General features: G+C 43.3%; 10 protein-coding genes. 2 read left to right on the forward strand and 8 right to left on the reverse strand.

Annotation, left to right across the window (positions count from 1 at the left end; translation table 11 throughout):
• Positions 1–3 precede the first annotated feature (3 nt).
• The 4 genes from N5C46_RS05610 to cyoE all read right to left on the reverse strand — a co-directional run bounded on the left by N5C46_RS05610 (position 4) and on the right by cyoE (position 4623).
• Positions 4–633, reverse strand: a complete 630-nt coding sequence (locus N5C46_RS05610) for a cytochrome (ubi)quinol oxidase subunit III (RefSeq protein ID WP_261751245.1) — start codon at positions 631–633, stop codon at positions 4–6.
• Positions 633–2501, reverse strand: coding sequence for a cytochrome c oxidase subunit I (gene ctaD, locus N5C46_RS05615; protein ID WP_261751246.1), 1869 nt, complete (start codon positions 2499–2501; stop codon positions 633–635). Before ctaD ends, N5C46_RS05610 begins: the two co-directional genes overlap by 1 nt.
• 29 nt (positions 2502–2530) lie before the next feature.
• A complete protein-coding gene (gene coxB, locus N5C46_RS05620; protein WP_261751247.1) occupies positions 2531–3607 on the reverse strand; it encodes a cytochrome c oxidase subunit II in 1077 nt (358 codons plus the stop codon).
• A 101-nt stretch (positions 3608–3708) separates the two neighbouring features.
• Positions 3709–4623, reverse strand: coding sequence for a heme o synthase (gene cyoE, locus N5C46_RS05625; RefSeq protein WP_261751248.1), 915 nt, complete (start codon positions 4621–4623; stop codon positions 3709–3711).
• A gap of 535 nt (positions 4624–5158) precedes the next feature.
• On the opposite strand from cyoE, the gene N5C46_RS05630 reads away from it, so the two are divergent.
• A complete protein-coding gene (locus tag N5C46_RS05630) occupies positions 5159–6019 on the forward strand; it encodes a COX15/CtaA family protein (protein WP_261752288.1) in 861 nt (286 codons plus the stop codon).
• Between the two features lie 42 nt (positions 6020–6061).
• Here the strand turns inward: N5C46_RS05630 and pyc are convergent, their stop codons facing one another.
• From pyc to glsA, 4 genes are all read right to left on the reverse strand, one after another.
• Positions 6062–9502: a pyruvate carboxylase gene (gene pyc, locus N5C46_RS05635; RefSeq protein WP_261751249.1), complete on the reverse strand. Its 3441-nt coding sequence runs from the start codon at positions 9500–9502 to the stop codon at positions 6062–6064.
• Between the two features lie 142 nt (positions 9503–9644).
• On the reverse strand, positions 9645–10862 hold the full coding sequence (locus N5C46_RS05640) for an FtsW/RodA/SpoVE family cell cycle protein (protein ID WP_261751250.1): 1218 nt from the start codon (positions 10860–10862) through the stop codon (positions 9645–9647).
• A gap of 109 nt (positions 10863–10971) precedes the next feature.
• Complete coding sequence (locus N5C46_RS05645) at positions 10972–11253, reverse strand: Fpa/YlaN family protein (RefSeq protein WP_034755973.1); 282 nt, start codon at positions 11251–11253, stop codon at positions 10972–10974.
• A 194-nt stretch (positions 11254–11447) separates the two neighbouring features.
• A complete protein-coding gene (gene glsA, locus N5C46_RS05650) occupies positions 11448–12371 on the reverse strand; it encodes a glutaminase A (protein WP_261751251.1) in 924 nt (307 codons plus the stop codon).
• Between the two features lie 139 nt (positions 12372–12510).
• Between glsA and N5C46_RS05655 the strand changes: the two genes are divergently transcribed.
• Positions 12511–13008, forward strand: coding sequence for a peptidyl-prolyl cis-trans isomerase (locus N5C46_RS05655; RefSeq protein WP_261751252.1), 498 nt, complete (start codon positions 12511–12513; stop codon positions 13006–13008).
• Positions 13009–13017: the final 9 nt, after the last annotated feature.

Genomic DNA, 13017 nt, shown 5'->3' on the forward strand with positions numbered 1-13017 from the left:
AGTTTATCCCACCATTCCCATTAAGTATACTACTGTAAAGATAAATACCCATACAACGTCGATGAAGTGCCAGTATAGTGAAGCCAAGTAAAACTTCGGAGCATTGTACAGATTTAAACCACGTTTAGCATTGCGAAGCATCAGGCTGACGATCCAAAGAAGACCGAAGGCAACGTGAGCCCCGTGGAATCCTACAAGTGTGTAAAAAGCTGAACCAAATGCACTACTAGTAAAAGTATGCCCGTATTCATATACGTAATGATTAAACTCGTAAATCTCCAATCCAAGGAAACCGGCACCCAGTAAAACGGTAATCAATAACCAGGCCTGCATCCGTTGGAAATTAAAGTTTTTCATATGGTACATCGCATAGACACTTGTCAGCGAGCTTGTTAAAAGCAGCATCGTTGCTAAAAAGGAAAGCGGTAAATCAAAAAGATCAGTAGTGAGAGCATGGCTATCACTAGGAACTCTGTTTTTAAGAGCTAAATACGTTGCAAAAAGAGAGCCGAAAAGGACCGTTTCTCCACCTAGGAAAAACCAGAAGCCCATAAATTTATTTTTCCCCTCAAGGGTCGCCTTTTCAGGGGAGGCCGGCCAGGTCTTTGGCGTGAATTTTTCTTCAGCTTGCATTATGCCTTACCCCCTTTATCGTCGTCCATTAAATCTTCTTTATGCACATGATAACCGTGGTCATCTACAACAGAACGAAGGAACATGGATCCCAATGTGATAAGCATACCGATGATGAGAACAGGCAGTGCCCATGCTTTATCATCTACGTGATACATGGCACCAAATGCCGCAATGAATAATCCCAGTGAGATAAAGAAAGGTAAAATGGAATTATTAGGCATATGGATATCACCGATAGGTTCAGCTGGAGTCAATCCTTTATTCCCTTCCATTTTCTCTAACCAATACGCATCCAACCCACGGATAAGTGGTGTTTGTTTAAAGTTATAGAACGGTGGTGGTGACGGGATTGCCCATTCAATGGTACGTCCGTCTCCCCAAGGGTCGTTGGAAACCTTTACACCTTTAACTTGAGTTGAAATGATATTGATGACATAAACGATTACAGCTGCACCCATGAATCCTGCACCGATGGAGCTGATTAAGTTAGCCGTTTCGAATCCTTGACCAGGCAAGAATGTCCATACACGACGCGGCATTCCCATCAGTCCAAGGAAATGCTGGATGAAGAACGTCAGGTGGAAGCCGATAAAGAATAACCAGAACGCGATCTTTCCTAAGAAATCGTTCAACATTGTTCCAAACATTTTTGGCCAGTAATAATGAGTACCTGCTAGTAGGGCAAATACTACCCCACCTACGATAACATAGTGGAAGTGGGCAACAACGAAATACGTATCATGGAACTGGTAATCTGCCGCGGCAGAAGCCAGCATGATTCCCGTTACCCCACCCGCTACGAAAGTAGGGATGAATGCTACAGCATAAAGCATAGGAGTCGTGAATCTTAAACTTCCTCCCCACATAGTAAGGAGCCAGTTAAAGATCTTGATACCCGTCGGAACGGCAATTGCCATTGTAGCAACCGCAAATATGGCATTCGCGATAGGTCCTAAACCAACCGTAAACATGTGGTGGGCCCAAACCATGAATCCTAGGAAACCGATCAATACGGTCGCAAATACCATGGATGAGTAACCGAATAATCGTTTTCTAGAGAAGTGTGGAATGATCTCAGAGAAAATCCCGAACGCAGGCAATACAAGGATGTATACCTCAGGGTGACCGAAAATCCAGAAGAAGTGTTCCCAGATAATCGTATTCCCGCCATTTGCGACATCGAAGAAATTCGCTCCGAACATACGATCGAATAACATTAAGAATAAACCTACTGTCAAGGCAGGAAACGCGAATAAGATAAGTGCCGATGTAACAAATACTGTCCAGGTGAAAAGCGGCATACGCATATATGTCATTCCTGGAGCACGCATATTAATGATCGTTACAAGGAAGTTGATACCACCTATCAATGTCCCCGCACCGGCAATCTGTAACCCCAATACATAGAAGTCGATTCCATGACCCGGTGATGCCAGGGAAAGAGATGCATAAGATGTCCATCCTGCATCTGGAGCCCCTCCCATAAACCATGAAAGATTCAGGAATACTCCCCCTAGGAAGAATAACCAGAACCCCAATGAGTTTACGAAAGGAAACGCAACGTCACGGGCACCGATCTGCAGTGGTACAACAGCATTCATGAATGCAAATATCAGCGGCATGGCAGCCAGGAATATCATCGTCGTACCGTGCATCGTTAATAATTCGTTGTATAAACCAGCGCTAACAAAGTCGTTGTTAGGAACGGCAAGTTGTATACGAATGATAAGAGCTTCTAAACCACCGACAAGGAAGAAGAATCCTCCTGCCATTAGGTAAAGGATGGCGATCTTTTTATGGTCTACTGTTGTCATGTAGTCCCATACAGTCGCGCCGAAGCCTTTTTTCTGTGAATAGCTACTCACGATTAAACCTCCCTTTTACTAATCCCCAATTAATCTTGAACCTTTAAGCCCATTAAATACTCTGCAAGTGCATCAATTTCATCTTCCTGCAGGTTACCATATGTACCTGTCATTTTATTACCTGGTTTGTACTGCTCAGGATCTGAGATCCAATTTTTCAACTCTTCTTTATTGTGATCCAATACGCCAGCGATACGTGAACGCTCACCGAAGTTGGATAAGTTAGGAGCAAGTCGAGCAGATTCAGGTCTTCCATCCTGCGGTGATACCGCGTGACAGCTTAAGCATTTCTTGCTGAAGATTTCTTGTCCTTGTTGGGCTAAATCAGAAGTCGGTTTCGGTTCTCCTGCATTTTTCATATCTTCAACCCATGCTGTAAATTCTTCTTTAGGAAGCGCTTTAACTTTAAAGTCCATTAAAGCGTGGGAAGGACCACATAACTCAGCACATTTTCCATAGAATAATCCGCCTGCTTCTTCGGCCTTTTTCCCGTCAAACTCAAGGAAGAATTTATTCACGCCATCTACGTTTGTATCAATCTTTCCTCCTGCTGCTGGAATCCAGAATGAATGTTTTACATCTGATGCTGTCACATTGAAATATACCTTTTGGTCAGTAGGGACAACTAAATCTTGAGATGTAATGATCTTTTCATCAGGATACTCGAACTCCCACCAGTAAAGATTGGCACGAACATTTACGACCAATGCCTCACGATTACCGTCTTTATCCTTTTTATCCATCGCCTTTGTATCCGCTAACTGGAACGTTGCTGTAACAGTCGGAACAGCAAGGATAAGAAGTAGGATGATCGGGATAACGGTCCACACAATTTCAAGTGTGTGACTTCCCTCTACCTGCTTAGGGATTTTTGTATCCCCTTTCTTTCTACGGAAACGAACGATCGCAACCATATAGACAACCATGACTACAATGATGACCAACACCATAATTAATGTAGCAAGTATCATCAAATCATATTGTGTCTGTGCTACTTCACCAGCTGGCTGCAGTGTGGAGAGAAATGGCTCTCCACAGCCAGATAGAACTAGCGCCAACATTGCTACAACTGAAAATAAGCGCCACTTAGATAGCCTTGCTTTCATAGCTTAATCAAACCCCTCTTTCATGTAATGTACTTTGAATAAAACAAGGACCCATAAAAATATCTATTTGGATTTCTTAACAGAAAGAATTCCCGCTAATCTTAAAGTACCGTAACGATGACCATCGCTACGAACAAGATAGTCAAGTAATTTAATGAATAGACAAACATAAGCTTTGACCACTTAATATCGTCTTTCATTTTATACCCTGCCAGACCAAGTGCCAGCCAGCCGATGTTAAAGGCCGTTGCCAGAATAAAGAAGAACATTCCGAGATCCATCAAGAAGAAAGGAAGGGGTAAAAGGGCCGCGACCCATGCTACGATATGGTGCTTCGTTGTAGCGAATCCTTTCACTACTGGAAGCATCGGTATACTGGCTGCTCTATATTCTTCCACTCTTTTCATCGCTAACGCGTAGAAATGAGGAGGCTGCCAGATAAACATCATAAGGAACAGCACCCAGGCGACTACATCCAGGTTTGCATCTACAGCTGCCCAGCCGATCAGCGGCGGAACCGCACCTGAGATACTTCCAACAATTGTGTTGCTTACATATTTTCTTTTTGACCACATTGTATATAATACAACGTAACTAAATACCCCGATCAACCCGATGACACCAGCAGTGATGGTTGTCATGAATAACATGATCAGACCGACCGCAATCATGATTAACCCAAGGGACAATGCCTTTGGTCCATTGATTTTGCCTGTTACGGTTGGCCGTTCCTTCGTTCTTTCCATCAGATGATCGATGTCCCGGTCATATACATTGTTAATGGAGCAGGACCCCGCAATAATCAGGGAAGAACCTATCAATGTAAGAAACATGATATCCAGGGAATTTAGAAAGTGTGTATTCGTAAAATAAAAGGCTAACCACATACCTGTAAAGGTTGTAATTAAATTGGAATTAACGATCCCAATTTTAATGAGCGCTAAAAAATCCTTCCAAGCAGTTGAAGCTGTCACATCTGCTTTTTCAACGTCTGTCATGATTCGACTGTTAGACATTTTCTCTCTCCTCTCTATAAAAGGCAAGAGGTTTGTTGCCACCTCTATACTATATAGGAAATGATTAACTATTTCTATATTCATCTGTAAAAACATCCACAGATAAGAAATAGTATATATGCTATCAATATTATATTAAACCATATATTTTTTCCTTTTTGGGGGAGAATTAGACAATTATGTGAAGAAATTGTGAAGAAAGGAAGACGCAGAAGTTTCTTCAAATTTCTACAAACATTTTAATCCCATCATACCATAAAACACAGCTAAGCGCTTACAGATTTTGTTTTTACGCAAATTAGTCCTTCCCTACTATTACTATTCACTATTCTCCCTAGATAAATGCTCATAATTCTGTAACATTTTATCGGTTGAGTTTTTCACACCTATTATGTAATATCGTAGAGGCATATATATTTTTCTACTATATTTATTTATAGAAAGTGTGTAGAGTCTTTTAATTAAGAAGGTGAATAGATTGCAAAAAGGTGTTCACAAAGGATTAAAGTGGCTTGCGGTTCTGACTACTCTGGGTATGTTGTTCGTGCTTTTGGGTGGAGCCCTGGTGACGAAGACGGAATCCGGCATGGGCTGCGGACGATCTTGGCCCCTTTGTAACGGACAGTTCATTCCAAGTGATATTACATTTGAGCTTGTTATAGAATTAGCACATCGTGTTGTATCAGGCGGTGTGGGATTATTGGTTTTGGCTTTATCGATCTGGTCATGGAGATCAATCGGTTATAAACGGGAAACAAAATTCCTTGCAGCCCTTTCTTTCTTCTTTCTTGTATTGCAGGGACTAATCGGTGCTGCAGCTGTATTATGGGGGCAATCGGATTTCGTTCTGGCCATCCATTTCGGAATTTCCCTCATCTCTTTTGCTTCCATATTATTATTGACACTGCTGATTTTTGAGGTCGACCAGAAATTTGATGCGAATTCATTGGTCATCGACAGACGGATGAGATTTCATACGGTCGGGGTGACGATATATAGTTATCTTGTAGTTTATACCGGCGCACTCGTGAGGCATACGGAGTCCAGCCTGGTGTGCAAGGATTGGCCATTATGCGTCAACTCCTCCCCAAGCCTCCCCACAAACCTGTACGAATGGATTCAGATGGGGCACAGGGCAGCAGCAGGCTTCATCTTCTTATGGATTGCCTATATCACTTACATTGCCATTAAAGAGCATAAGCACCAGAAAGTGATCTACTGGGGCTGGATCATCGCCTTCACCCTGGTTTGTCTTCAAGTAATGAGTGGTGCACTCGTAGTGTTCACAAGACTGAACCTGGCGATTGCCTTAATGCATGCTTTGATCATTTCGTGTCTGTTTGGATTATTATGTTACTTCAATCTTCTTGCTTCAAGAAGTAAACGGAAGCATTAAAAAAAGGATTCCGGTACTTACATGTACCGGAATCCTTTTTCATTATGCTTTATTCACTTCAATCAATAGATCCCCAGGGCTGATGGCATCCCCATTTTGCACATAGATATCTTTAACTGTTCCTGCAAAAGGCGCCTGGACGGTCGTTTCCATCTTCATGGCTTCAGTGATCATTAAATGATCTCCCTTTTCAACCGTTTCTCCCTTTTCTGCAATGACCCTTATAACCGTTCCCGGCATAGAAGCCCCGATATGATTTTCATTTTTTGCATCAGCCTTCATTTTGGCCGCCACAGTGGATTTTATGCTTTCGTCCTTAATGACTACTTCACGGGCCTGGCCATTAAGTTCAAAGTAAACGATACGGGTACCATCTGCCTGAGCCTGTCCAATCGAGACAAGCTTCACGATGAGTGTCTTCCCGGTTTCGATTTCCACTTCTATTTCTTCACCCAGTCTCATCCCAAATAAGAATGTAGGGGTATCAAGGACCGAGATGTCCCCGAATTGATCCATTGTTCGTGCGTATTCCATGAATACTTTCGGATAGAGGGCATATCCAAGGGCATCAAAACTCGTGACCGGACGCTCGAGGTCTTCAAAGAGTTTTTCTTTCAGTGCTGTGAAGTCCACATCATCCAGCAGTTCTCCAGGTCGTACGGTCAGCGGATTGCGGCCTTTCAAGATCACGCTCTGCAATTCTTTCGGAAAGCCTCCGTGAGGTTGACCCAGTGATCCTTCAAATAACTCAACGACTGAATCAGGAAAATCGATTTTCTCACCTTTTTCGAGTACGTCTGTTTCTGATAAATCGTTTTGAACCATGAATAAAGCCATGTCTCCGACCACTTTAGAAGAAGGAGTCACTTTGACGATGTCCCCGAAGAGATGGTTGACCCTTGCATACATGTCTTTGACTTCTTCCCAGCGGTGACCGAGCCCAACTGCTTTTGCCTGCTGCTGAAGATTGCTGTACTGCCCCCCTGGCATCTCATGTTTGTATACTTCTGAATGCGGCGACATCATTCCACTTTCAAAGTCTGTATAATACTTCCGGACGTCTTCCCAATAGTGAGACAGGGTTTCCAGGGAATCAATGTTAACATTCGGTTCTCTTTCAGTCCCTTTTAACGCATAATACAACGTATTGGCACTAGGTTGGGACGTCAAGCCGGACATGGTGCTAAGGGCCGTATCGACGATGTCGACTCCCGCTTCGACGGCTCTTGCGTATGTGTAGATCCCGTTCCCGCTCGTATCATGTGTATGCAGATGAATCGGCAGGCTCACTGTATCCTTCAGTTCCGAAATCAACCGGTAGGCTGACTGCGGCTTTAGGAGTCCCGCCATATCCTTGATGGCCAGAATGTGTGCCCCACTCGCTTCGAGCTCTTTGGCCATATTCTTATAGTAATCGATGTCATATTTGGTCCTTGTCGGGTCATCGATATCACCTGTGTAGCAAATGGCCGCTTCTGCGATTTTCCCGCTTTGCCTCACGGCGTCAATCGCCACTTCCATTCCCTTGATCCAGTTTAAGCTGTCAAAGATCCTGAAGACGTCGATACCGGCAAACGCTGATTTCTCGACGAATTCCCTGATTACATTATCCGGATAGTTCTTATACCCTACCGCATTGGACGCTCTAAGGAGCATTTGGAATAATACATTTGGAATTCGCTCCCTCAAAGTCAACAATCGATTCCATGGGTCTTCCTTAAGAAAGCGGTAAGCCACATCGAATGTCGCTCCACCCCACATTTCATAGGAGAACATATCAGGCAGCAACTGAGATGTCGGTGCCGCTATTTGTTTCAGATCATTTGTTCTGACACGCGTCGCCAGCAAAGATTGATGGGCATCACGGAATGTTGTATCGGTGAGGAGCACTGATTTCTGATCTTTGACCCAATTCACCAGGCCGTCCGCCCCATGCTGATCCAGGATTTGTTTCGTTCCGGGTTGAAACTCTTTCTTTACATCAAGGGCCGGTACCCGCGGTTTTTGAAAGACAGGTTTTTTCTTTTTCTCTACTCCAGGGAATCCATTTACTGTGACATTTCCGATATACGAAAGCATTTTCGTTCCACGGTCTTTCCTTATCGGGAAAATGAATAGTTCAGGAGTCGTATCGATAAACGAGGTATCATACTGTCCCGTAATGAAGTTTTCATGCTTTACGACATTTTCCAAGAACGGGATATTCGTCTTGATCCCCCGAATTCTAAATTCTTGAAGATTTCTGACCATTTTGGACGCAGCTTGTTCAAATGTAAGGGCCCATGTGGAAAGCTTCACGAGAAGGGAATCGTAATAAGGTGTAATGACCGCACCCTGGAATCCATTCCCGGCATCGAGACGGACCCCGAATCCCCCACCTGACCGGTACGCCATGATTTTCCCGGTATCAGGCATAAAGTTGTTCAATGGGTCTTCCGTTGTCACACGGGATTGAATGGCAAATCCATTTGTCCTGATGTCATCCTGAAGAGGGATACCAAGCTTATCGCCGTGCAGGGCATACCCTTCGGCAATCATCAATTGTGATTGTACAATGTCCACACCTGTCACCATTTCCGTAATCGTGTGTTCCACTTGAACCCGTGGATTTACTTCGATGAAGTAGAATTGATCATTTGCTACAAGGAACTCAACGGTCCCGGCATTCACATACTTGACATTATCCATTAACCGGACGGCTGCCGCGCAGATATCTTCCCTCAAGCGATCGCTCAACGATACGGAAGGCGCAATTTCCACTACCTTCTGATGACGTCTTTGAATGGAACAATCACGTTCATACAGATGGACGATGTTACCGTCATGATCTCCTAGAATCTGGACTTCAATGTGCTTCGGATTTTCAACAAATTTCTCCACATAAATTTCATCATTGCCAAACGCTGCCTTCGCTTCTGATTTAGCCCGCTCATAGGCTTCTTTTAGGCTTTCAAGATTGCGGACGATGCGCATTCCCCGTCCACCGCCACCCAATGAGGCTTTGATGATGATCGGGAATCCGTTTTCCTTCCCGAAGCTGATGACTTCTTCCAATGTATCTACTGGTCCATCAGTACCCGGAATGACCGGAATATTCGCGAGCTGTGCCTGATGGCGTGCCTTCACTTTGTCACCAAACATATTCAAGTGCTCAGAATGAGGCCCTACAAAGGTGATTCCTTCTTCTTCACACCTTCTTGCAAAATGGATATTTTCAGACAGGAAGCCATATCCAGGGTGGATGGCGTCCACATCTGCATTCTTTGCAATTCGGATGATCCCTTCTATATCGAGATAGGCATCAATAGGCTTTTTCCCCTCACCTATCAAATAGGCTTCATCTGCTTTATAGCGATGATATGATCCTGAATCTTCTTTACTATAGATTGCTACAGTTCTAATATTAAGTTCCGTACATGCACGGAATACACGGATGGCAATCTCTCCGCGGTTTGCTACCAGTACTTTTTTAATTCGTTTCAATACACTCTCTCCTTTTGGCTATTCATGATTGAAATTCCCCATATTGAAGTCTATGAAAAAAGGGCTGACCCCAAAGATAATTAAGAAGTATCTTAGGGGGCAGACCCTAGACTTAGAGTTTTAGATACTCTATCAAAGTGACCTACATTTTTACACCATATATTTTTTTGCTATTATCCTTATTCTCCGAAGGATAGTCATTTTCCTTCTTTGTTTTATATTTTTCTTCAAATTTTACAAACATCGACACATTTACGAGGACACCCATCGACAAAGATAGCACCAAGAGGGACGATCCACCGTAACTGATGAACGGAAGTGGGACCCCTGTAATCGGTATCAAGCCGGATACCCCTCCAAGATTGATGAAAGCCTGGATTCCGATCATGCAGGAAATCCCGATTGCAAGCATCGTTCCAAACGGATCCTGACATTTCACGCCTGTATAAATTCCCCTGAGCACAATATAGGAAAGGCCGAGGATGACAAAGCTTACCCCGAATACCCCTAACTCCTCAGCAATGATGGCCATGATGAAATCCGTTTGGGGCTCGGGTAAATAGCCAAGTTTTTGGACGCTTTGTCCTAATCCGAGACCTTTCACTCCCCCGGACCCGATCGCAAGGTAAGAATTCACCAAATGGTACCCTTCACCCTGTGCATATTTAAACGGGGAAAGATAGGCTTCAATCCTGCTAAGCCTTTCCTTTGTGAAAATGAAGCCCCTTGCCAGGTATATGACCGGGGAGAGGACAATTAAAAATCCTACTCCAAGCCCTGCAAGCTTGAAAAATGTTTTATAACTGATGCCCGAACAGGAAATGACGATGGCACCGATGGCAAAAATGATTGCTGCCGTACCGAAGTCAGGTTCCAGGAATACTAAAAAGCATATGAAGCCAAGGAACAGTAATGGAGGTGCAAGACCTTTATTGAAGTCATCTATGTATGCCTGTTTCTTGGAGTAAACGGAACCAAGGTAAATGATGACGGCAAGTTTCGCAAACTCCGATGGCTGGATGGGCATGAATCCTAAGTTGATCCAACTTTTAGCGTTATTCACCTCATACCCAAAAATATGTACCGCAAGTAATAAACCGATGATCACAACCATCAGGCCTTTGATGATCTTACTTACTTGAAAGGCTTTATACGGAAACCACGCTGCTATCGTAAAGGCAATAAAGCCGATGATGATATTGATCATCTGCCTTTTATAAAAGTGGTCGCTATCCCAGCCGAACCGTTCCACTGCCATGACCATACTGGCACTATAAATCATGACGAGGCCAAATAAACAAAGAAATACATACACAGCGATTAAAGAATAATCGTAGGATTTTGCTATTTTTTTAATCATGACATTTCAATCCTTTTTCTCTTATATCATTTCATCTTTCAAAACATCTTTCCTTAACAAAAAAACTCAAACAACAGATCTATGTATTGTTTGAGTTGTCATGACTATTTTACTTTTTTGTAGATGCTTCATGAAGGGCAGAAAGTTGTCTTTCCAAAGAATCAATCAGATCTTTTCCATCTTGATCATCTACAAGCCCTAAGCGGACCGCAAATTCTATTTCACGAGATAATCCGAACATTTGGGTATCCAATACTTCCTCATATAGAGGACATTGGGGCATCGTTAAATTATCCATTTGCACTTTGATAAGTTGTAATATCTTTTCTGCGTCGGCCTTTAATAGTTCATAGGCTTTTTCCCGATGATTGATTGTCATTTCTGACGCCACAGTGATCCCCCCATTCCGAACAAATAACCTTCCTGTCTTAAAATTTTATCGTTAAACCCGATAAATTGCAAGAAAAATAAGTGTTTTTCCCGGGATTCAATGACAGAATTTCGAACATTTTTCATATAATAAATGGGGGTATTTCATCACGTAAGTCGCGCTCTATTATTGGAGGGATGAACCATTATTCCAGGTTAAAAAATACTCCATGAGTGTTCATCACTGAGCATTTCGAGAAGCTTCAGCCCCGCAATGCTGTTTCCAACATCATCTAGTGCCGGTCCGAAGATCCCTATTCCGCATTTACCAGGAACCGATCCCATGATGCCGCCGGATACGCCACTTTTAGCGGGGATCCCCACCTTAATGGCAAACTCCCCGGAGGTATTATACATCCCGCATGTCACCATGAATGTTTTACATACTCTCGCTACATCCCTCGTAATCAATTCCCTGCCGCTCTCCGGATCGATCCCGTCATTGGCGAATACCGCTCCCATTTTGGCGAGATCCACACAGTTCATCTCCACGGCACATTGCTTCGTGTAAAGTACGAGTAGATCTTCGACATTCCCCGTGATCACCCCATGTTGCTTCATGAAGTAGCATAGGGATCGGTTCAGATTGGCCGTTTGGAGTTCAGAATAGGCCACATCTTCATTATATGAGACCGTTTCCCCTGTCATATGATTGATGAATTCGATTAAGCGGTGCCATTTCTCCATTCCGGTGTTTCCCTTGATCATATTCGTTACAGCCAGTGCCCCCGCATTGATCATCGGATTGAGGGGTTTTGACGGCTTGTGTGTTTCGAGCTTCGCTATGGAGTTGAATGGATCTCCTGTAGGTTCCATTCCAACCTTTGAAAAAACGTGCTCTTCCCCGTAGTCCATTAATACGAGTGCAAGGGTGATGACTTTTGAGATGCTTTGGAGAGTGAATTTCTTCAAGTGATCCCCCGCATAACAGGAGTTATTATCCAGAGTGTAAATGCTTATTGCAAGATCATGGGGATTTTGATCCTTAAGTGCGGGTATGTACTCTGCAACCCTTCCCTCGGATGCAAAGGGTCTCGCCTTTTCAACTAATCCTTCCAACCATTCCTGAGTGTTTATCATATATCCAACAGCTCCTTTTATCCTACTTATCATTTCCCTATTTTCATTCATTGAAAACGCTGAAAATGCTTTCATCAGAATGTGACAAACCCGCGCTTAACATATATACTGATACTATCAGCGAGAGGAGGAATCAGTAGTGGAAAGTATCATACCGATAAAAGGGAAAGTGAAATTCCCCATTACAATGGATGCAGGAGTTTGGATATTTGATGATCGAAAAGTGGATTTAACTACATATTTTGATGATAAAACAGAAAAAGTGGATGAGTTGGAGGAATATACAAAAGCGGTTTCCAGGCACTGGTCCAGGGAGATCCAGGAAGGTGCAACCTATCCGCCCACTTTGAAAACCGAGAAGAGATATGAGAAAGAAAAAATCCTTAATGGAACATTCGCCATTCCTTTTGCACCTTTTTTAAAAAATGCGGAGCCACTTCCTGAAGGAGCGTCCATCGTGATTGAAACCGAAAACGGGGATCACACTCTGGATATAAATGAGGCTGATCGGCTGTTGATAGGATTTTCTAAAGAAGGCAAGCCACTCAGGCAAAACGGCCCCGTTCACATTTATTTTACAGATGGTTCGAACAGGGACAAACCGATTACAGATGTCAGGGCATTTCGTGTGGAATAATCATAAAGG

Origin of the sequence: Rossellomorea vietnamensis (genome assembly GCF_025398035.1) — a bacterium.
GTDB lineage: Bacteria > Bacillota > Bacilli > Bacillales > Bacillaceae_B > Rossellomorea > Rossellomorea vietnamensis_B.

What these genes read in the sequence shown, in the direction of transcription:
- glsA (WP_261751251.1), bottom strand. Translation starts at nt 12,371, where the DNA reads ATGATAAACACTCAGGAATGGTTGGAAGGATTAGTTGAAAAGGCGAGA.
- N5C46_RS05610 (WP_261751245.1), bottom strand. Translation starts at nt 633, where the DNA reads ATGCAAGCTGAAGAAAAATTCACGCCAAAGACCTGGCCGGCCTCCCCT.
- N5C46_RS05640 (WP_261751250.1), bottom strand. Translation starts at nt 10,862, where the DNA reads ATGATTAAAAAAATAGCAAAATCCTACGATTATTCTTTAATCGCTGTG.
- cyoE (WP_261751248.1), bottom strand. Translation starts at nt 4,623, where the DNA reads ATGTCTAACAGTCGAATCATGACAGACGTTGAAAAAGCAGATGTGACA.
- coxB (WP_261751247.1), bottom strand. Translation starts at nt 3,607, where the DNA reads ATGAAAGCAAGGCTATCTAAGTGGCGCTTATTTTCAGTTGTAGCAATG.
- N5C46_RS05630 (WP_261752288.1), top strand. Translation starts at nt 5,159, where the DNA reads ATGTTGTTCGTGCTTTTGGGTGGAGCCCTGGTGACGAAGACGGAATCC.